The sequence below is a fragment of the Methanosarcina thermophila TM-1 genome, assembly GCF_000969885.1.
In the GTDB taxonomy this organism is placed as follows: Archaea; Halobacteriota; Methanosarcinia; order Methanosarcinales; family Methanosarcinaceae; genus Methanosarcina; species Methanosarcina thermophila.
The window spans coordinates 2,814,283-2,835,708 of sequence record NZ_CP009501.1 but is presented as its reverse complement, the minus strand read 5'-3'; the positions used below and the strand labels follow the sequence as shown (position 1 = coordinate 2,835,708).

The 21,426-nt window shown below is 41.8% G+C and carries 13 protein-coding genes and 3 tRNA genes; 15 read left to right on the top strand and 1 reads right to left on the bottom strand.

Going from position 1 to position 21,426, the window contains the following annotated elements:
- Nucleotides 1-687 precede the first annotated feature (687 nt).
- The 3 genes from ftsZ to MSTHT_RS12365 all read left to right on the top strand — a co-directional run bounded on the left by ftsZ (nt 688) and on the right by MSTHT_RS12365 (nt 3,969).
- Nucleotides 688-1,869 carry a cell division protein FtsZ gene (gene ftsZ, locus MSTHT_RS12375; RefSeq protein ID WP_048168583.1) on the top strand — a complete coding sequence of 394 codons (1,182 nt, stop codon included), beginning with the start codon at nt 688-690 and terminating at the stop codon, nt 1,867-1,869.
- A 124-nt stretch (nt 1,870-1,993) separates the two neighbouring features.
- Nucleotides 1,994-3,475: a dihydropteroate synthase-like protein gene (locus tag MSTHT_RS12370; RefSeq protein ID WP_048168046.1), complete on the top strand. Its 1,482-nt coding sequence runs from the start codon at nt 1,994-1,996 to the stop codon at nt 3,473-3,475.
- Between the two features lie 35 nt (nt 3,476-3,510).
- A complete protein-coding gene (locus MSTHT_RS12365) occupies nt 3,511-3,969 on the top strand; it encodes a hypothetical protein (RefSeq protein WP_048168045.1) in 459 nt (152 codons plus the stop codon).
- Between the two features lie 287 nt (nt 3,970-4,256).
- Here the strand turns inward: MSTHT_RS12365 and MSTHT_RS12360 are convergent, their stop codons facing one another.
- Entirely contained in the window at nt 4,257-6,290 is a 2,034-nt protein-coding gene (locus tag MSTHT_RS12360; RefSeq protein WP_048168044.1) for a sodium-translocating pyrophosphatase, read from the bottom strand.
- 885 nt (nt 6,291-7,175) lie between these two features.
- Here MSTHT_RS12360 and MSTHT_RS12355 point away from each other — a divergent pair.
- The 12 genes from MSTHT_RS12355 (at nt 7,176) to MSTHT_RS12300 (ending at nt 21,407) form a co-directional block, all read left to right on the top strand.
- A complete protein-coding gene (locus tag MSTHT_RS12355; protein WP_048168043.1) occupies nt 7,176-9,671 on the top strand; it encodes a sodium-translocating pyrophosphatase in 2,496 nt (831 codons plus the stop codon).
- Between the two features lie 756 nt (nt 9,672-10,427).
- A complete protein-coding gene (locus MSTHT_RS12350; protein ID WP_048168042.1) occupies nt 10,428-11,558 on the top strand; it encodes an MFS transporter in 1,131 nt (376 codons plus the stop codon).
- Between the two features lie 23 nt (nt 11,559-11,581).
- Nucleotides 11,582-12,739, top strand: a complete 1,158-nt coding sequence (locus MSTHT_RS12345) for an MFS transporter (protein WP_231588095.1) — start codon at nt 11,582-11,584, stop codon at nt 12,737-12,739.
- 137 nt (nt 12,740-12,876) lie between these two features.
- A complete protein-coding gene (locus MSTHT_RS12340; protein WP_048168041.1) occupies nt 12,877-13,362 on the top strand; it encodes an RNA-binding protein in 486 nt (161 codons plus the stop codon).
- A 175-nt stretch (nt 13,363-13,537) separates the two neighbouring features.
- The gene (locus tag MSTHT_RS12335; RefSeq protein ID WP_048168040.1) at nt 13,538-13,921 is read left to right on the top strand and encodes a cell division protein SepF; all 384 of its coding nucleotides are present in this window, start codon (nt 13,538-13,540) and stop codon (nt 13,919-13,921) included.
- Complete coding sequence (locus MSTHT_RS12330) at nt 13,918-14,562, top strand: ZPR1 zinc finger domain-containing protein (RefSeq protein ID WP_048168039.1); 645 nt, start codon at nt 13,918-13,920, stop codon at nt 14,560-14,562. The genes MSTHT_RS12335 and MSTHT_RS12330 overlap by 4 nt, the downstream gene beginning before the upstream one ends.
- A gap of 470 nt (nt 14,563-15,032) precedes the next feature.
- The gene (gene proS, locus MSTHT_RS12325; protein WP_048168038.1) at nt 15,033-16,475 is read left to right on the top strand and encodes a proline--tRNA ligase; all 1,443 of its coding nucleotides are present in this window, start codon (nt 15,033-15,035) and stop codon (nt 16,473-16,475) included.
- A gap of 627 nt (nt 16,476-17,102) precedes the next feature.
- Nucleotides 17,103-18,152 carry a nicotinate mononucleotide-dependent phosphoribosyltransferase CobT gene (gene cobT / locus MSTHT_RS12320; protein WP_048168037.1) on the top strand — a complete coding sequence of 350 codons (1,050 nt, stop codon included), beginning with the start codon at nt 17,103-17,105 and terminating at the stop codon, nt 18,150-18,152.
- Between the two features lie 1,418 nt (nt 18,153-19,570).
- Nucleotides 19,571-19,643: transfer RNA gene (locus tag MSTHT_RS12315), tRNA-Asn, on the top strand.
- Nucleotides 19,644-19,748: 105 nt separating this feature from the next.
- A tRNA-Ile gene (locus tag MSTHT_RS12310) sits at nt 19,749-19,823 on the top strand.
- 69 nt (nt 19,824-19,892) lie between these two features.
- Nucleotides 19,893-19,965: transfer RNA gene (locus MSTHT_RS12305), tRNA-Asn, on the top strand.
- Between the two features lie 518 nt (nt 19,966-20,483).
- On the top strand, nt 20,484-21,407 hold the full coding sequence (locus MSTHT_RS12300; protein ID WP_048168036.1) for a beta/alpha barrel domain-containing protein: 924 nt from the start codon (nt 20,484-20,486) through the stop codon (nt 21,405-21,407).
- The last annotated feature ends 19 nt before the right edge of the window (nt 21,408-21,426 follow it).

The window sequence follows — 21,426 nt, the reverse complement described above, 5'->3', positions numbered from 1 at the left end:
ACAAATGAAATTAGAAAGTCACACTGCTATTTATTGCATTCAAATTATAATGTAGAGACATTCATATTAATTTAAAAGAACATTAATCCAAAAATCGAGCAAGAGCCCCGAAATCTCGGGATAATACCGAAACAGTTTTTAAGAGGAGAATTCTACTTAAAAGTAATAAATATAAACAGTTTCATTAAATTGTAAGAATCCAGATCGAAAGTTTTATCAAAAACAAATCACAGGATTGCAGTCTTAGTGCCTGAAGTAAAATGTGGCATCAAAAGAATAAAGATAAGAGCTAAAAAATTGCCCTGACTTGGATAATCAGGAGAGCTTTGCTGCAGGAAATAAAACTTTCGATAAAAAATTAAGTTGATATATATAAACATTTTGGCGGTCCCCCACCCTTCATCTTTAAAAATTAAATTATAAAGAAGTAAAAGAGTGAATATATGAGATTTATGGGTGATATATTTAAACTTGATAAACAATTTAAGATTGATGTTTAAATATGTCCGAAATATTTAAATTCACTAGAGTGTCAACTTATTAAAGATAACGTATAAAAAATCTTTAGTAGGTTTTAAAGGTTATCTCATAACTCCACTCAGAGCATTGAAAGGTATGTGACCCCTGGTGTAAAGGGTGGGAAGTCAAATGTAACCATTGGATACAAATCCAGTCGAGGGGATAGAATTGCAATCTATAGTACAGGAAGCAATGAAATTCAGCGAAAAAGAGAAGGAATATCGGAAGAATGTATCTTCTGATGATGACTTCGAAGAATTCGGGCAACCAAGAATCATGATTGTAGGATGTGGAGGTGCCGGGAATAACACAGTAAACCGTCTCTATAACATAGGAATAGAAGGCGCAGAAACAGTCTGTATCAATACCGATAAGCAGCACCTTGATAATGTAAGAGCTGACAAGAAAATCCTCGTTGGGAAAACCCTTACACGAGGACTGGGAGCAGGCGGTTACCCTGAGACAGGAAAAAAAGCTGCGGAGCTTGCGAGGGGCACCCTTGAAGAAGTTTTAAAGGACGTTGACCTTGTATTCATCACCGCAGGTTTAGGCGGAGGTACCGGGACAGGAGTCGCCCCTGTAGTTGCCGAAGTTGCAAAGGAACAGGGAGCAATCGTTGTAGGAATGGTATCCAGTCCTTTCAGAGTTGAGAGAGCCCGGATTTACAAAGCCGAAGAAGGTCTTGAGGAACTCCGCAGGGCAGCTGACACCGTAATTGTTCTGGACAATAACAGGCTACTCAATTACGTACCAAACCTTCCTATAGACCAGGCTTTTTCCGTAATGGATCAGCTGATTGCCGAGACCGTAAAGGGAATTACAGAGACAATCACAGTACCCTCCCTGATAAACCTTGACTACGCCGATATCAGAACTATAATGAGCTGTGGCGGCGTTGCAGTTATGCTTGTAGGAGAGTCAAAAAGCCAAGATAAAAGCACTGAGGTAGTGCGGACTGCTTTAAACCACCCCCTGCTTGATGTTGACTACAAGGGCGCAACCGGAAGCCTTGTCCATGTAACTGGCGGACCTGACCTGAGCCTAAAGGAAGCTGAGGAAATCGCATCCATGCTTACCTACGAACTCTCCCCAAGCGCCAATGTCATCTGGGGCGCAAGGGTCAGGGAGGACTATGAAGGTAAGGTAAGGGTAATGGCTATCATGACAGGGGTTCAGTCAGCCCAGATCCTGGGTCCTCAGGCGGGAGCCGGAATCCTTGAAACTAGAAGCGAAGCCGACATCATGCAAGAAAGAAGGTTCGGAAAACTGACGCCTGGAGACCGGTTAAGGAACGGCACAGGAGTTCTTAGAAAAAAGCATGATGAGTCCATCATTGATTTTATAAATTAAGTCAGGCTCAAATAAAAGCCCGGGTTCTCAAAACTGAAAAGTTCGGGCTTTTCATTCCCTGATAATTTTTAACCCACGCGTTTCAAACAGATACTCTTTTTTATTAGCGCTTCTATCTAAAAGCATGAAAGTTTTGATTGCAACTGGGCGGCTTGCGGAAAATACCGTCAGAAAAGCAGTCGGCGAAAAAGCTGACGTTCTGGTCGCTGATATTGATATTGCCGCCTTTATCACCCCTAAAAAACTGATTAAAGCCTTTCAGGAAGCTGGCCTTTCTAAAGATTATGACCTTATCTTGCTTCCAGGGCTTGTAGCAGGAGATTTTTCAAAAGCTTCTGAGGAACTGGGGTGTAAAATCAGGCTTGGGCCAAAGCATGCCTATGACCTTGGATTTGTACTCCAGTTTGTCGGAGAAATCGAGTTTTCCGAAAAAGTCCCTGCCTGTGAACTCCTTGCTGATGTCCGAAAGGAGATGGCTCTTGAGTTAATAAAGAAAAACGAAGAAGAAGCCCTCTCGCCCCTTACACTTAGAGGTGTAAAAATCGGGGGGAAGGCTCGCATGAAGGTGATGGGAGAGATTGTAGGAGCTATGGAGATGGATGCTCCGGAGCTTCAGGCAAAAATCGAAGCTTTTATCGCCCGGGGAGCAGACATAATCGATCTTGGGGCTACACTTAATACCTCTCCAATGCAGGCTAAAAGAGCTGTGTCCATTGCAAAATCCTTTACAGAAGCTCCAATAAGCATAGATACCCTTGACCCTGAACTGATAAAAGAAGGAGTAGAAGCAGGAGCAGACCTTGTCCTTAGCCTCAACAGTACGAATCTTGAGACAGCCGGACCCATCGTTGCCAGGGCAGGGATTGCAGCTGTTATAATCCTGGATGAAGATAGGAGCCTTGAGAGCCTCATCAAGAATGTGGAAACTGCCCGCAGGCTTGGAATCGAGAAAATTATAGCCGATCCTGTTCTTGATCCTGTAGGTCATAACATAACCGAATCAATTGTACGCTATTATAAATTTCACCGGATGTATCCTGAGATTCCCGTGTTTCTTGGAGTCGGCAATGTCACTGAACTTATGGATGTGGATACAATAGGAGTCAATGCCACGCTCTGTGGTATAGGAGCAGAAGTCGGAGCAAGCATTCTTTTCACCCCGGAGTTCAGCGATAAAGCACAGGGCTCTATAAGGGAATTGAAAAGGGCATCGGAGATGATGATGCTTTCCAGCATAAGGGAAAGTTCTCCAAAAGACCTGGGAATTGACCTCCTCTGCATTAAAGAGAAACGCCGACGGCCTGATTTTCCGCTTCCTGAAAATGCGATCCGGGCTAGGCTTTCAAAAGGCTGGCGTATAGACCCTGCAGGCCCTATACGCATCCGTATAGTACCAGATAGCATAAGCGGAAGAGGCGGATTAATTGTAGCCGAACACGAGAAAGCTTCAATAGTGGGAAAAAGCGCCAGGGAAGTTATGGACACCCTGCTTGAACTTGAACTGGTCTCCCGCCTGGATCATGCCGCATATATTGGAAGGGAACTGGAAAAAGCCGAACTTGCCCTGCAGTTTAATAGAAGTTATGCACAGGATGATGTGTTCTGAGCTAAGAAATGTAGGAAAAATAGGGACGTGAAAAAATGAGACTCGAGAATGATGATAAGCAGGCAATCTTTGAGATAGTGGCAGCCCGATATTTCACAACGCAAAACTGGAAATGGGTAAACCTGAGGAAAGATATTAACAAAATCCTCAAAGCTTACGATGAGCTGAACGAGCAGTATGCTTCCTACTCTTACGTGAGCAGGGACTGGTATGTGGAAAACATGGGCTCCAAGAATATTCACATGTGCAATTCCTGGGAAGAACTCAAAAATCTGGTTACCTTCCTGAATACATATGGAACTGCCTTTAATTTCCTTGTCAACACAGGAAACAGGAAATCTTTCTGTATCGTAAGCGACTCGAGGGAGTTAACCGAAGCTCAGGCAAGTGCGATTAAAGAAGTTCAGAGACTCGGATACAATACTTTTATTTTCCTCGCCACAGTCCCGGATGAAATTGAGTTCCAGCTACTGCAGGTAAGGGGAGTTAACTGAACCCTCCTGACCTGTTCAAGCTTTAGCTTTTTTATTTCTATTAATTTCACTATTCCTGTTTTTCTCAATTAACCGGACCTGAGCATTCGCTACTGGTTTCTTAAAAACGAAAAGTTTTTAATTAATTTCCTTCAAATAGGAAAGCGTATTCCTGCTGAATATAAGGTAGATTAAATACTTATCTGATAGATTAAACACTGCTAACTTTGAAGAACTAACTTAACCAGTAAGAAAGAGAAAATCAAAAAGAAAAAGATCAAAAATAGAAAAAAAAGGAAAAGTGGGTGTCAGACGATAAACAGAGGTGCAAACACAACCGCCACAATACTCATGAGTTTTATGAGAATATTGATTGACGGACCTGCTGTATCCTTAAAAGGATCCCCAACAGTATCGCCTGTTACACCTGCCTTATGAGCATCCGAACCTTTTCCGCCGAAATGTCCGGTTTCAATAAATTTCTTTGCGTTATCCCACGCACCGCCTGCGTTAGACATTGTAATCGCAAGCATAAAGCCTGAGACTACAGAGCCTGCGAGCAATCCTCCAAGTGCGCCAGGCCCGAGTATAAGTCCAACAGCAAGGGGTGAAATAACTGCGAGTACGCCGGGCCCGATCATCTCTTTCAGGGCAGAGTGTGTTGAGATTGTAATACATTTACCGTAGTCAGGATCAGCTTTGCCTTCCATAAGGCCTTTAATCTCCCTAAACTGTCTCCTCACTTCCATCACGACTTCTCCTGCCGCATTTCCTACAGCCAGAATGGTCATTGATGAGAAGAGGAAAGGCAGCATTGCACCGATGGTAAGCCCGATGAATACGTTAGGGTTCATAACATCGATAGCAGAGAGATTTACTGCAATGCCGTACGATGAGAAGAGGGCAAGTGCCGTAAGAGCTGCTGAACCTATAGCAAAGCCTTTGCCGATAGCTGCAGTCGTATTTCCTACTGCATCAAGTGTATCGGTAATCTCACGTACCTCTTTTTTCTGGTGAGACATCTCAGCAATCCCGCCAGCGTTATCAGCCACAGGACCGTATGCATCAACTGACAGCGAAATCCCGAGAGTGGCAAGCATTCCAACGGCTGCAGCAGCTATACCGTAGAGGCCGGAAAGCATGTACGCAACATAGATTGTAGCGCTGATGATAACAACCGGCCAGACGGTCGATTCCATCCCTTTTGCAAAACCTGTTATAATATTTGTAGCTGCACCAGTTAGGCAGGAATCTGCAACGGCACGGGTAGGCTTTCTTTCATACGAGGTATAGTACTCAGTAATCTGCCCGATAAGGAACCCGGAAACAAGCCCTGCAACATTTGCAAAGAAGACTTTTAGCCCGTAATCTCCGAGAAGCTGAGATGTCACGAAATATGAGGCAATAACGGTAAGCACGATTGCTGCAATCAGTCCTATATTAAATGCCATATGAATTGCAGACGCTTCGGTCTTGCTAGTGCGTACAAAAAAAGTGCCTGCAACTGATGCAAGAATTCCAGCAGCCGAAATCAGCAGTGGAACGAGGATTACATTCTCAATTGGAACGCCGGGAAAAGTTGCTGCTGCGGTTGAAGCTGCAAGGAGCATTGTTGCTATGATCGAACCGACATAGGACTCATAAAGATCAGCTCCCATGCCCGCAATGTCTCCTACGTTGTCGCCCACATTGTCTGCGATTACAGCAGGATTTCTCGGATCGTCTTCAGGAATTCCGGCTTCCACCTTACCTACAAGGTCAGCCCCGACATCGGCAGCCTTGGTAAATATTCCGCCGCCTACGCGCGCAAATAGAGCAATGGACGAAGCTCCGAGTGAAAAGCCTGCAACGATATTCATAATGGTGGTATAATCGAGATCTGCATAATAAGTTGCAAAAACTATAAATAAAGTAGATATTCCGAGCAGACCAAGACCTACAACGCTCATTCCCATAACTGTGCCTGATGCAAACGAAACTTTGAATGCTGGTCCAATGCCCCTTGTAGCAGCATTTGTTGTTCTGCCGTTAGCTAAAGTAGCTGTAAGCATCCCTACATACCCGGCTACTGCAGAAAACACTGCGCCGAAGACAAAGCATATTGCAGTGAGAATCCCATTTGGAAGAACTAACGCAATTAGAATTGAAAATAAAACGACGAATACAGCAATTGCACGGTATTGCCTGTTAAGATAAACCATGGCGCCATGATGAATTGCCGCAGCAATTTTTTTGATGACATCGTTACCTTCGCCTTCTTTTTTGACATTTTTATAGGATATTCCTGCAAAAATCAAACCAATAACGGCACATATAGGTGCAAGGTAGATTAACACATCCATAAATTTAACCTTCCTCCGGAAAACATCACAAAAATTATTTTTGATGTCAGATACTCGAAGTACTTTTTTATAATAGTTGATTAGTCTTTATAAATTCATACTAATATTTTAATCGAAGTCTACAGAAACCGCCCATTTCAAGTTCTGAATGGCTCTCATTTTTCGATGTGAGCACACACGTAGTTATAGTTATCATATATAAATCTACTTTCACAGTAATACGCAGCTAATTTATAAATAACGTTTCTTTAGTCTTTTTTCTACCAATATGCTCTTTAGAGAGTTATTGTTATAGAATCAGAATAAAAAACTTCGTTTTTCTACAACACTTTCCAGGAACCCGGAAACTTATTACCTTATTGATTTATATATAAATAGCTAAAAAAACACGTTTTACAACTGGAATTTCCTTTTTCTATCGAATTTTTACCGATATCTTTATAATTAGAGGGATTTAACTGAAAAAAAAGTAGAATAACCACATTAAAGATCAGATTTCCAGAGTTAATTTCTTAACAACCTTTTATCATTACAATTCCAGCTTATTATATTGCCTGAGTAATGATCTATGAATTTGTACTTAGTTTATGTTTCTTGCCAGGAAACATATATAATAAAAAAGGAGGGTTTGTCGTAAAATAAATGGAGATTATGTATCGGATAAAAGGGTAAAAAAATCTTAATAAAACGAATGTTTACGCTTTTGCTGAAATGGGGCTTTAACAATTTAAAGTTAATTTATTCAAATCTAGCTCAAAATATTTTGAATCCCCGAAACTGTATAAACTTATAAAAATAATTGCTTACGTTTTCGTTGTAAAGAAGCTTTTTAGTCATTATTCTAAATATCTTCTAAAAAATAGTATTAGAGAAGTGATCGGCAAAATGGTGATTGTAATGAAAGATAGGGTGGTCAAGGCGACGCTTGAAGGCTTATTTAGCCTGACCATACTGTCGCTAACACCAGCAATAGCAGCTGCCAGTGAAGCGAATCTTAAAATTCCGAATTTGAGCCAGGGACAGAATAATTTACTGCTCTGGGGTATCGTAGTCTGTATATTAGGTATGCTGTTCGGGTTTTATCAGTTTACAAAGGTGAAAAGAATAAGAGCCCACCAGTCTATGCTGGACGTGGCTAATACAATTTATGAAACCTGTAAAACCTATCTTATTCAGCAGGGTAAGCTACTGTGCATATTATTTATTTTCATCGGCTTGTCCATAGCCTTTTATTTTGGTTTCCTTCAGAGAATGCCTCCAAGCGGGGTATTGCTCATCCTAGCCTGGACCATAATCGGGATACTTGGGTCATACAGTGTCGCCTGGTACGGAATCCGTATGAATACCCTCGCTAACAGCAGAACTGCTTTTGCTTCCCTGGAAGGGAAACCCCTCAAGATCTTAAACATTGCTCTTGATGCAGGAATGAGCATAGGCGTGCTTCTTGTCTGCGTTGAACTGATAATGATGCTGATTATACTGCTGTTTGTTCCCAGGGAGCTGGCTGGAGCAAGTTTTATAGGTTTTGCAGTAGGAGAATCCCTTGGAGCCAGCGCCTTACGTATTGCCGGTGGAATATTCACCAAGATCGCAGATATCGGTTCCGACCTGATGAAAATAGTCTTTGGAATAAAAGAAGATGACCCGCGCAATCCCGGTGTGATTGCCGACTGTACAGGAGATAATGCAGGTGACAGCATAGGTCCGACCGCAGATGGATTTGAAACCTATGGCGTAACCGGTGTAGCCCTTGTTACCTTCATTGTCCTGGCTGTACAACCCGATCTGACAGGCATCCTGCTTACCTGGATTTTTGTCATGCGCATACTTATGATACTTACATCCATATGTTCTTTCTACATCAATCGAGCTCTCAGCCAGGCACGGTTCGGCAACAAAGACGATTTTGATTTTGAACAGCCCCTTACAAGCCTGGTATGGATCACTTCCATTCTCTCCATTGCAGTAACCTTTGCCATAAGCTATTATTTGCTGGGTCCGGGTTCTGCCGAGACACCTGCCGAATTGCAGAATCTCTGGCTAGTGCTTTCAATAATAATAAGCTGCGGGACTCTGGGAGCAGCTTTAATTCCCGAGTTTACAAAGATATTCACAAGCCCGAATTCCCGGCACGTAGCTGAGGTCGTCAAAGCTTCCCGTGAAGGTGGACCATCTCTCAATATCCTCTCCGGACTGGTCGCAGGTAATTTCAGTTCATTCTGGATCGGCATGGTATTCTTCGCACTCATGTTTGTTGCCTATTATGCCAGTGGGCACGGCTTAAGTGAGATAATGATCTATCCCTCAATATTTGCATTCGGTCTGGTGGCTTTCGGAATGCTGGGCATGGGTCCCGTTAACATAGCAGTTGACAGTTACGGACCGGTAACGGATAACGCCCAATCCATTTACGAACTGTCGCTCATAGAGACCATTCCAAAAATAAAGGAGGAGATTCAGAGAGAATTCGGGTTCAAGCCGGATTTCGATAGGGCAAAACACTATCTGGAAGCTAACGACGGAGCAGGAAACACGTTTAAAGCCACAGCCAAACCGGTCTTAATAGGCACAGCCGTAGTTGGCGCCACAACCATGATCTTTTCTTTAATTCTCGTTATTAGGGACGTGCTCGGAGTACAGCCTGAAGAAATCCTGACCCTGCTCAATCCCTATACCATCTTCGGATTAATAGCAGGCGGTGCTGTAATTTACTGGTTTACCGGAGCATCATCCCAGGCCGTTACAACCGGAGCTTACAGGGCAGTTGAATATATCAAGAGTAATATACAGCTTGATGAGAATGCCAGCCAGAAAGCAGCTACGGAAAAATCAAAAGAAGTGGTAAAAATCTGCACCCAGTATGCACAACAGGGTATGTTCAATATATTCATTGCCATATTCTCCTTTACTCTGGCGTTTTCCTGCCTCTCTGCTCCCATAGCCGGGAACGACTCTGTATCATTGTTTGTCTCATATCTGATCTCTATTGCTGTGTTCGGACTGTTCCAGGCCGTATTCATGGCAAATGCTGGTGGATGCTGGGATAATGCTAAAAAAGTCGTGGAAGTAGACCTTGAGGAAAAAGGCACAGATTTGCATGCGGCAACCGTAGTCGGTGATACTGTAGGTGATCCATTTAAAGATACCTCGTCAGTAGCCCTGAACCCGATTATCAAGTTTACTACGCTGTTTGGCCTGCTGGCAATGGAGATTGCTATCTCGGAGTTATTCCGAAATATGGCTCTCTATGTAGGCGGCGCGTTCCTTGTGGTTGCGCTAATCTTTGTCTGGCGCTCATTCTATGGAATGAGAATTCCTCTACGGAGCGAGAGTTCCAGCAGAGAAATATTGAAGGAACCGGCTGTTGATCATCAAGAATAATACGGAAGAAAGCCTTACAATACCGGATGTTGTAAGGCTTTCTACATAAAAAAATACAGATTGAGAATATTGTATCACCCGGGAAGCTTCTGATAGCAAATGTCTCTTTTAAGTGAAAAAAGTTTGAGAATCTCGTGCAGGCATTGAGCTTCTCTTAATACTGTAAGAATAAGTCTTTAAGATGTTATTTCTTCATTACCTGAGGCTAAAAAAGAGAGCTCGAAGGCTAAAGAATTAGCACTGAAATTTGAGAAAGAGTACTAAAATTAGAAAGAGTAGTGAGCTGAAAGCCTGAAAAAAATAGAAAAGGATTTCTAATAAAGCCTGAAAAAAATAAGAAAAGGATTTCTAATGCTATTTATTAAACTATAAGTAGAAGTAGTGTGAGCGGGTTGGGGAGTGGGGGGTCATATGGGGAGTGGGGGGTATGGTATGTGAAAAAAAGATTCCCGCTCACATTACTCACAAATATCCCTATTCAAACTAATTATATAAATAGCTATGCATTCGATCCGGATTATTATAATAAAAGAGTCATATTTCAGTAGCAAGCGGTGTTATTTCAGTAGCAAGCAGTGATTGAGAATTAAGCCCAATTTTCTTAGTATAGACCAAAATATGTAAAAGCTAGAAATCCTGTCAATAGTTGAATAAAGCCTTTAAAGGTTTACCAGAGCTATTTTTAGCATCAGGAGACAGATTTTAGAGAACTGCCGTGACAAGAAACTATATACTTAATTAAGGGTTTTTAGTGCTATGAACTTTCACAGGCTTTTTTTAATTTATGGAGCGGCTTTTACGATAATGGGGCTCTCTAATGCTGTTATCCCCATCCTTCCGGAGCTTGCGGATCTGAGTAATCTCTACTCTGGAGGACTTGCCTCAAGCATGCTCTTTTCAGCTTATTTCCTCGGAGCCCTAGGAACAATGCTTCCATCTGGGATTCTCGCGGACAAGTTCGGAAATTTAAAGTTCATAGGACTGGGCATCATTTTGACGGCTATCTCAGGATTGATTATTCTGCTCTCCGAAAACCTATGGATCCTTTTGATTGCAAGATTGATAGAAGGTTTTGCCTGTGGAGCCTTTTTACCTGCCGCCTTTACAATGTTATCAAAACTCAGGAATCCGGGGCGCTATATAGGGGAGTTTGTTTTCCTTTTTAATGGCGGCCTGGCAGCAGGAGCCTTTCTCTCAGGGATGCTGGCAGATACATACCTTAAAGGAGCAATTGTTATCTTTACAATCATCGCTTTCCTTTTGACCATTTATCTGATTTCCAAATACAGAGGGCTGGTTGACCCTGAGAGCAAAGGGAAAGAGGATATATTTAAGGTTCCAGAAAATTCTGACCTTTTCAGAAAGCCTTATAGGGAAATTAAGGAGCTCCTGAATCGTGGGAACTCAGGTCTCTGGCTCAGTTCCTTCCTGCTTAACGGAGCCATTGGAGTGCTTGTAGCTTACTATCCAGATTATAGCTTCGGCACTATAACAAAAGCCCAGCTTGGGATCTCAATTTCCAGCCTTTATGTCTGTACAATGGTTGCCTCCCTGATTGGAGGGCATTTTAAAGTAAATGAAAAAACCTTAATTCGAATCGGGATGGGATTTTCCGCGCTTGGGGTTCTTTTTGCAATAAAATATCCTCTGTTTGGATTCTCAAGCCTTGGAGGAGGAGCTGGGGTCGCAACTGTAGGTTTTGCACTGGCTGTCGCCAGAATGAATGCTGACAGGGGTCTTGCAATGGGGCTTTTTAACACAACTATTTATGCAGGGCTCTCTCTTGCCCCGATTATTGCAGGGCTTTTTACAGATGTTATGAGTTTTGAGAAACTATTTATCGCAAATGGATGTATCCTGGCAGGCACCCTTATACTCAGGGAATGAGATACTCTCAGCAGGAAATCAAAATGCCTATGAACTTCAGAAAACCAACACTCTATTCTTCAGTTTTCGCACTCCAGGGTCTTTCAAATGCAGTAATCCCTGTTCTACCGGAACTTGCCGGAAATAGCGGAAGTTCTGCAATATCAACCCTTATATTTTCAGGATATTTTATGGGAGCTCTGCTTACCCTTGTACCTCTTGGAATCCTGGCAGATCGCATAGGAAACCTGAAGATGTTAAGATTCGGAATGCTGCTGACTGCTTTTACGGGATCCTTTATCGCATTCTCAGACAACCTGTGGATTCTTGGGATCTCAAGATTCTTAGAGGGAGTAGGATGTGGGGCTTTTTTCCCTGCAGCTTTCTCTATAATTGCAGAATGGGAAGACAGCCAGCAAAGCCTTGGAGAATTTAATTTCTTACTAAACGCCGGGCTGGCTGCAGGCGTCTTATTCTCAGGATTGCTTGCCGGTTTTGGAATTAAAACTGCAATAATTAGCTTCACCTTCCTCGCATTCCTTTTCTGTATCCTCCTCATATCAGAAGCTGGAGAACAACTTGTTCCGAATAGAATAGGGAAGAAGTTTACACTGCCTGAAAATAGAAATCCTACAAGAAATCAGCAGGATCTCCCATTACTCCACGAGATAAGAAGCTGCCTGGAAAAAACTATAGAAAGCCTGCTTAAAACCGATTTAGGGAAAATCCTGGGAATTACAATACTTCTTTATGGAGCTACAGGCTTGATAACTGCAAATTATGCTGATTACAGCGCTGGCTTCCTGACAAAACCCGAACTTGGGCTGGCAATCTCAGCTTCTTATCTGGCTGCAATGTTGAGTTCCCTGATTGCAGGCAGGATAGCCGTTAATTCAAAAAACATAGTGAAGGCAGGAATAGTCCTAGCATCAGCAGGTATCTTTCTGTCAGTAAAGCTTCCATTACTTGCTTTCTTCCTGATGGGTACAGGAGGAGGAACTGCAGTCGTAGGGTTGATTATGGCAGTTTCCAGAATCAGTTCAAGCGGCTTTGCGATGGGAATTTTCAATACCGGAATTTATGCCGGGCTCGGGCTGGGCCCTATTTTCGGAAGTTTTTTCCTGGAGCCTTTTGGTTATGAGACTGTGTTTCTCGGAAGTGCCTTTGTATTGCTTGCAACGCTCTTTGTAGAACTTGAGTAAAATACCCTCTGATTAAAATTGCGAAAAACAGAGAAAAGAGAATTGTCTAAGAAACCCACAGCATTCCACACAAGCTTTAAAAAGCACAAAAACCCTATGCTATAAATAACACATAACATTTGAAATCCGGTGATTAATTGAAAGTAAAGTCAAGAGTTCAGCTGAGGAAGAATGTCAAAAACAAAATGTTGAAAGACCTTGCATCCACTTTTGGCGAGGAGATATCAGGACTGGAAAACAAAACCCTGGAAAAAATTACACTTGAAGAATACTCTATTATCCTTGTGGATGGCAAGCCTTTGCTTCTCGAGATTGAAGGACATCCTTTCCCTACTGTTCGCGGAGCTCTTGAAATGGGACTTCAAAAACGTGTGGTAACCGTGGATAAAGGAGCTGTCCGTTTCGTTTCAAATGGTGCGGATATAATGGCTCCGGGAATCGTAGCTGCCGACCCCGAGATAAAAGAAGGAGACCTGGTAATTGTAGTAGAAGAGACTCACAAAAAAGCTCTTGCAATAGGAAAAGCCCTTATGGGAGGGCAGGAAATGGTCGAAGCAACTTCAGGTAAAGCCATAAAATCAATAACCCATGTAGGAGATAAACTTTGGAAAATGGAATTCTAATAGCCTCATAAAACAAACATATTTTTATTAAACGAAACTCGTGGGCAGGGAGCGAAAACTTTCAGAGACAGAAAGAAAATCAGGATCAGCTTTATAATAGCAAAATTAATTAATATAGATCTCAATATAGGACAGTGCTATTCGAATTTTAAAAAATACGAAAGGTGTGCACAAAATGGCAAAACTCATAGACAAGCTCCTTGGCAGCAATGTTAATAAAAGTCCAACAAACCCCGAGGATTATACTGAAATTGATCTCAGCAAGTATGAAGAAGTTCTCGAGGATGAGCCTGCAGAAACCTATGTAAAGATCGCAGAAGTCTCAAGTCTTAACCAGGTGTCCCAGCTAAAGCAGGAAATTTATAACGGAAATATCCTGATGGTAGACATTTCGAATATCAGGGGCGATGACCTGTTAAGAGATAGAGTGCTAAAAGAATTGAAAGATGTTGTTATCGATGTTCACGGGGATATCGCCGGTGTCAAAGGAAACACCGTGATAGTGACCCCAACAGGTATTAAAATCGACAGATCCAAAATAACTGGTGGAAAATATTGAATATAGATTTTTTAAAACAGGAAGGGTTTAAAACAAGTATCTGCTGTCCTCTGTGCCAGAGAGATCTTGTGATGAACTGGCAGAGAGATAATATTCCCTATTTCGGGGAGATCATGTATGTCAGTGCAAGATGCCAATGCAGTTTCCGTTTTGCAGATACCATGATTCTCTCAAGTAAGGAACCCATGCGCTATGAGATGCCAGTCGAAAACTGGGAAGACCTGGATGCAAGGGTCATCCGTTCAACCTCAGGAACAATCCGCATCCCGGAAATGGGGGTTATTATCGAACCCGGATCGGTTTCAGAGTCTTACGTAACGAACATAGAAGGTGTACTGCACCGGGTAAGGAATGTCCTTATTACCGCTAGCAGATGGGTACAAGGAGACGAAGAGAAAACCTCGCGCAGCCAGGAACTCCTGTGTATGCTCGAAGAAGTGATCCAAGGCAAAAGAAAAATCACAGTCATAATCGAAGATCCCCTTGGAAATAGCGCAATTATCTCAAAGAAAGCTAAATCAGTCAAGCTCTCCAAAGAAGAAGCCGAGAAGCTAAACACCGGCATGATCGTTTTCGATGTTGATAAATCCGAACTCACAAATGATGTTTCAGATAATGTTCAGCCCCTCGGAGGAGACTAATTCCTTTTTTCTGATTTTTCGCAGCCTGATGATTCCGGATGCTTCCAAGTTATTAACTTTTATACCAAAATCGTACCAATCTGAGGGCAAATCTGAGGGCAAATCTTTAAATTAGTCCGATGAACTGTGTGTTTAATCAAAAAGATTACAATTGGCATCTAGGACATAAAGCAGGAACTTACATTTCTTAAAGCTTGGAAACTTAGAAGTAATTTAGCTGGCTTAAGAAATTATTTAATCATTCAAAAGTTTATTCAATCAACTTAAAGATGTATTTAACCTAATTAAGGATGTATTTAACCTAATTAAGGATGTATTTAACCCAATTAAGGATGTATTTAACCAATAAGGATTTATCTAACTAATTTAGAATTTCAAATGAAGTTGACAGTTATTTGACGCATTCAAAATTTATTTTTGTAAGCCTAAGGATTTAAGGTTTATTCAAATTTCGATAACACGGTGAAGGTATGGCAGAAAGCGAAAAAGAAGCAGCACTCCCTCCAAAAGAGGAATTTAGCGAATGGTATAACGAACTCCTGTGGATGGCCGAAATAATGGATGTCCGCTATCCTGTAAAAGGGCTCTATGTCTGGTATCCCTTCGGCTTTGCAATTCGCAGGAATACTTACAATATTATAAGGGAAATCCTTGACAACAGCGGGCATCAGGAAGCTCTTTTTCCGCTACTTATTCCTGAAAATGAGTTCATGAAAGAAGCTGAACATATCAAAGGCTTTGAGGATGAGGTATATTGGGTAACTCACGGAGGAAGAGATCCGCTAGATATCCCTCTTGCCCTTCGCCCAACAAGTGAAACTGCCATTTACCCGATGTATAAGATGTGGATCAGGTCCCATGCAGATTTCCCTCTCAAGCTCTACCAGATAGTCAACACTTTCCGTTACGAAACAAAGCATACTCGCCCCCTCATAAGGCTCAGAGAGATTACTTCCTTTAAAGAAGCCCATACTGTACACGCTACCTGGGAAGATGCTGAAGCTCAGGTTAAAGAAGCTATCAAGCTCTATACCGAAATATACCGCAGGCTTGGAGTCCCTGTGCTCCGGTCAAGAAGACCTGACTGGGATAAATTCCCGGGTGCGGATTATACCGATGCTATTGACACCATAATGCCTGACGGAAAAACTCTTCAGATAGGTACAGTTCACCATCTGGGCGACAATTTTGCAAGGACTTTCGATATTAAGTATGAGGCACCTAATGGAGAGCAGCTTTATGCCCACCAGACCTGTTACGGGATTTCAGAGAGATCGATTGCAGCTACAATATCCATTCATGGAGACGATAAAGGGCTGGTTTTGCCCCCGGAAATCGCACCTGTGCAGGTTGTAATTATCCCGATTATCTTCAAGAAGGAAGCGGAAGAAGTGCTGGCTGCTTGCAGGGATATGCAGGAACGCCTGAAGAAAACTGGCATCAGAGTTGAACTCGATGCAAGTGACCTCCGTCCCGGAGCAAAGTACTACAAGTGGGAAATGAAGGGCGTACCCCTCAGGCTTGAAATCGGACCCCGTGACCTGCAAAATAATGTTGCTGTGGCTGTCAGGAGAGACACTGGAGAAAAAGAGCAGATCCCACTCCCTGAAATCGAGACCAGTGTGCGCTCAAGATTCGAAGCTATCCACGAAAACCTCTATCAAAAGGCAAAAACCGAGCTTGAAAGCCGCATATTTGAATGTATGGAACTGGAAGAAGTAAAGGAGAAAATCCAGGAAGGTGTTGCAACAATCCCCTGGTGCGGAAATAAAGAATGCGGGCTTGTTATGGAAGACAGGATAGGTGCAGGTATCCTGGGAATCCCTCTTGAACAGAAAAACAGACGAAAAGAAAAGTGTCCTGTCTGCGGTGGAGAAACCGAAACTCGCGTGTATATAGCAAGGACATACTAAAGCTAAAAACTGTTCAGCATAACCAAGAGAGCCGACTACTGACCCGCCCCTGCTCTCATATTTCTTTTTTACTTTACATATCTTACAGCCTGAATTAACCCGAGACCATCAGTACCGAGTTAAATTCAGGAGTTTACTCAACCGATCTTTAATGTAAAATTTTCCCTGGCTAAGTGTCTGGGTTCGAAAAGAAAGAGAAATAAAGTAAATTTAACTTGAGCAGTATTAAATTATATTTGTTAGTGGATAAATATTAAATAGTAGGTTGGAGAATTTTCATTAGAATTCAAGAAGAATTGCTTTATTTATCTCATAAACTTTTTCAAAAAAGAATTTGTCCGCAAGCCTTCTCAAAAAAGGCTTGAGTGAAGACAGCAAAATTTTGTATTTGAGAACCTTATCCCGAACCCCTACCTGACGTAATAAACATAAACTTTTTACGAAAAAGTTTGACTACAAGCCTTTTGAAAAAACTGCTTGAGCGCAAACTTTTTAGAAAAAAGTTTGATCAAAAACCGACGTGGAGGCGTGATAAACCGGTGCAACGGTTTCGGTCAATCCTTTTCGTAAAAGGGTTGCAGCTCAACGGTTTCGGGACTAATTTGCACTTTATTAAGGAGATACTATATGGCCTGGATCGAACCGGAAGTAACCAGAAAACCAAGAAGACCAATGTTTTTATGCGTGCTTTCCAACACCAAAACCGCACATATCCCGAAGCTCTCAGCTGCAGGAAAAACGGCTGAACTTACAGACTATACACCTGCAGGAGATGCGGAACTTATAGAAACGGGAAATATTATCAGTGTACCCGTTCTCCCCATGACTCCCCCTTACGATACTCCTACTCCTGCTATTATGACTCGCTCAGCGCTGAAGCTCACGGATGCTCCCTATCATTTCATTAACTCCGGCCTTATTGTAACTCCGGATGTACCGTATATTGACCTGAAGGCTCAACCTGGGGAAGATATAAGGGAACCAATTGCAGTCAAGGATGTACAGGGAATCTACGAGAGGGCAAAGCTCCTCGCCAAAAGGCTCAGAAACCAGGTAGACCACGTGGTTATCGGGGAAAGTATTCCTGGCGGCACAACAACGGCTATGGGAGTTTTAATGGCTCTTGGATATAACGGAAGTGTCAGCAGCAGTGCCGATAAGAATCCTCTTGAACTGAAAAAACGGGTTGTTGAAGAAGGCATGAAAGCCTCAGGCTTGACCTTTGGCTGCCTGAAGGATGATCCCATGAAAGCTATTGCCTGTATGGGAGACCCAATGATGCCTGCTGTTGTAGGTCTTGTTGCAGGCTTCCAGGGCACTGATATCAGTGTAGTGCTTGCAGGGGGAACCCAGATGGCAGCAGTGTACGCCCTGATCAAGCACCTTGGTTTAAATACGGAAAAGCTGGCAATTGCCACTACCCGCTATGTTGTGGAAGATAAATCCGCGAGCTTTACCGAACTTACTAGAGCGCTTGGCGTACCCGTGGTCTATGTTGCAGATCCCGGGTTTGGAAAATCCGAGCTCAAAGGGCTACATAAGTATGAAACAGGTACAATCAAGGAAGGTGCAGGTGCTGGTGGCGCCATGTACCTTGCAGGTCTTTACGGAATCACCCAAGATGATTTCAGGGCAGAAATAGAAAGCTTATGCAAACTGCTCAAAGCAGGGCAATGAAAAACAGCTTCCTTACGCCTTCTATGACTGGTTTTAATAGATTATACAAAAGAATATGCTTGTTTAACAAGCCATTTATTTTTACTTTTTATTCGAATGGGCAATTTCAAGGGAATAGGCAATTTCAAGGGAATAAGCAATTTCAAGGAATTCTTTTAATCTCTTTTTCAGCTTGAAAGCATCATATCGGCTATAAAGTTTAAATTAACGAAAAATAGGCGGTTACTCTCGCATAACAAATAGAGAAAAAATAATAAGCAAAAATAGAATAAGAAGTAAAATTATTAAAAATTAAAACTGAATTGTGAGCCATTAACATTCTTTAAAAGCTAATTTTTCTCAACTTTTCTAACATTAAACTCCTTTTTTTCACTTCCGGTCTTAATTACATTGATTCGGACGTCTTCATAAAGCTTAAAGGCGAAGCTGCCCTGTTTACAGATGTTGAATTCTGAGATTGGAAGACTTCTACCCCCCCTGTCAAATATGCTTCCGAACTCACACACCCGCAGTTTCGGCAGTAGTAAAAAATGTTAGAACCAAGAACCTGACGCTTCAACTTTGTCTGGCATACACTGCAAAACATAGAAATACTTGTATTCCCCATTGCAAAATCCTCATCCATAAATCATGATAGAATCCAGTCTTGCAGTACCCACTCTTGTCCAGTACTTACAAATACTACAGTACTGGGTCTCTCCATCTGAGCTCACTTTCAGTTTAGCATGGCATTTTGGACATATTTTTAGCCGTTTCGTAAATAAACCCCCTTGGATTTCCATTTTTAAACTATAAGATTTAATGGTCAAAACCAATAAGCCGAAAAGATACCCTGACAGTACATAAAAGGCCTGAAAGGATATCATCAGTCTGGGAAAGTAACTGACCTTAAATCTTTAGTTAAATTAAAAAGCCGTTTTTAACCTTTAACTGACAACACATTGATTCCTCGGACAGGACCTCAGATAAAGGCATTTTAAGCTAATGAACGTCTTGCTTAAAAATCAGACCTGCCCGTTCTCGCTGCATAATATTACAACAAGCTAGTCAAATATATTATTCCTGAAAGGATATAAGTTTTAGGTCGTATCAAATAATATCAACTTAATTGTATTAGTTCAATAAGAGTTAAAAAGAATATTAGTAATAAAACAAGTTGAATGGCAATTAAATAAGGTATATATTTAACGAACGGAAGAGGATTGAAGAGTAAAAAATAAGCAAACTGAAAAATAAGCAAACTGGAAGAAACAGATGCTTACAGGGTTCATACTCCAGATTAGCAGCTCCTCAAGCTATCTGATTCTTCAGCCTGGATGCTGTTTTGAAAACTGTTTTAAGCGAAATATATAAATAATATTATCGCTTTAGGAATGTTCGCCATTGGGTGGGCAAAACGGGCACATCCGATAATGTGAGCCGCTTTAACTCAGTTGGTAGAGTGTCTGGCTGTTAACCAGAATGTCGTAGGTTCGAGTCCTACAAGCGGCGTAAAATTTTTTGCATTTTTTACTATTCATCCAGAATAGAAGGTACATATGCAAAAAATTTATTATTAAAGCCGTGCTAGATTGTTACTAATAACACAACAGTAGGGGGCCTGTAGCTCAGTCAGGTTAGAGCGCTCGGCTCATAACCGAGCGGTCACCGGTTCAAATCCGGTTAGGCCCATAAACTTTATATCAAATAAATCTTTTATAAAGGGATTCAAGGGTTAAAACATAAATCTCCTATCAGAGAGCCGCTTTAACTCAGTTGGTAGAGTGTCTGGCTGTTAACCAGAATGTCGTAGGTTCGAGCCCTGCAAGCGGCGTAAATTCCATACTTTTTTAAAATATACAAAATTTGTATCACTTTCTTGCTATTTTTGCTTTCTGTTTATTAAAAAAGATTTAGCATTTGTTTTTTCTAAACCGCATTAGTGCTTGTACAATTGTCCGATCCTTTTCAAAGCTTGCTCTAACTGTTAAATATACTTCAGATTTTATTTTACCCCAATTTACTTTAGATTATATTATATAATGCACTTTGAATTCTATTTACTCAATTTAGTTCAGATTTAATTTTACCTGAATCTGCTTATTGATTAAATTTTTAAATCTCCAGAACATACCTGTTTTTAATTGAATAGTTTTTATATTCATATAGGGGAGTCAGAGATTTCAGGAAAATGTTAACATATACAATTCCTGAGCAAAAATACCAATACTTAATAGAGAAATTATAAATGTAGAAAAGGGGATAAGGTACTAAGAAGGATTATAGATAAATACAGTTTAACAATAATACTACCATCCAGCTAATTGCTATCAACAAAATTGAGGTTTACACATGGTTTCAATTAGTAGAGAGGAAGTAATTGTACCTTTAGATGTTCCGAAAGCAATGCGTGAGACATACATCGACAACTATATGGAGATCACAAGGGGAACCGGCAGGTTAATGCTTTTTGCAGGAGACCAGAAGGTAGAACATCTCAATGATGATTTTTACGGTGAAGGTATTCCTGAAGATGACGCTGATCCCGAACACCTTTTCAGGATAGCCTCCAGGTCAAAAATTGGAGTTTTCGCAACGCAGCTAGGGCTTATTGCTCGCTACGGCATGGATTACAGGGACGTGCCATACCTTGTAAAAATAAACTCCAAAACAAACCTTGTTAAGACCGCGCAGGCAGATCCCTTCAGCAATCTCTGGTATGATGTTGAACAGGTCGTTGAGTTTAAGGAAAACAGCGGGTTCAAAATTCTTGGCGTAGGATATACAATTTATCTTGGCAGCGAGTTTGAAGCCGAAATGCTTGTGCAGGCTGCTCAGGTAGTTTACAACGCCCACCAGCACGGCATGGTATCAGTGCTCTGGATTTACCCGCGTGGAGCTGCTGTAAAAGACGAAAAAGACCCACACCTTATTGCAGGAGCAACTGGAGTCGGAGCCTGCCTTGGCACAGACTTTGTAAAGGTCAATTATCCCAAGAAGGAAGGAGCAGAATCTGCTGAGATCTTTAAGGAAGCCATTAAAGCCGCAGGGCGCACCAAAGTGGTTTGTGCAGGCGGTTCAAGCGATGAAGTCGAAACCTTCCTGAGGAAACTCTATGACCAGATCCATATTTCCGGCGCGCAAGGAAATGCAACAGGGAGAAATATCCACCAGAAACCTCTGGAAGAGGCTATCCGCATGTGTAATGCTATATATGCAATAACTGTTGAAGACTCAAGCGTTGAAGATGCCCTTAAGATATACAAAGGCAAATGAGTAGATTCCAGAAGACCCG

Excerpts from the sequence above, each read along its gene's own strand:
- MSTHT_RS12370 (WP_048168046.1), top strand. The coding sequence starts at position 1,994 with ATGAAAGTTTTGATTGCAACTGGGCGGCTTGCGGAAAATACCGTCAGA.
- MSTHT_RS12365 (WP_048168045.1), top strand. The coding sequence starts at position 3,511 with ATGAGACTCGAGAATGATGATAAGCAGGCAATCTTTGAGATAGTGGCA.
- MSTHT_RS12360 (WP_048168044.1), bottom strand. The coding sequence starts at position 6,290 with ATGGATGTGTTAATCTACCTTGCACCTATATGTGCCGTTATTGGTTTG.
- MSTHT_RS12355 (WP_048168043.1), top strand. The coding sequence starts at position 7,176 with ATGGTGATTGTAATGAAAGATAGGGTGGTCAAGGCGACGCTTGAAGGC.
- MSTHT_RS12350 (WP_048168042.1), top strand. The coding sequence starts at position 10,428 with ATGAACTTTCACAGGCTTTTTTTAATTTATGGAGCGGCTTTTACGATA.
- MSTHT_RS12345 (WP_231588095.1), top strand. The coding sequence starts at position 11,582 with ATGCCTATGAACTTCAGAAAACCAACACTCTATTCTTCAGTTTTCGCA.
- MSTHT_RS12335 (WP_048168040.1), top strand. The coding sequence starts at position 13,538 with ATGGCAAAACTCATAGACAAGCTCCTTGGCAGCAATGTTAATAAAAGT.
- proS (WP_048168038.1), top strand. The coding sequence starts at position 15,033 with ATGGCAGAAAGCGAAAAAGAAGCAGCACTCCCTCCAAAAGAGGAATTT.
- cobT (WP_048168037.1), top strand. The coding sequence starts at position 17,103 with ATGGCCTGGATCGAACCGGAAGTAACCAGAAAACCAAGAAGACCAATG.
- MSTHT_RS12300 (WP_048168036.1), top strand. The coding sequence starts at position 20,484 with ATGGTTTCAATTAGTAGAGAGGAAGTAATTGTACCTTTAGATGTTCCG.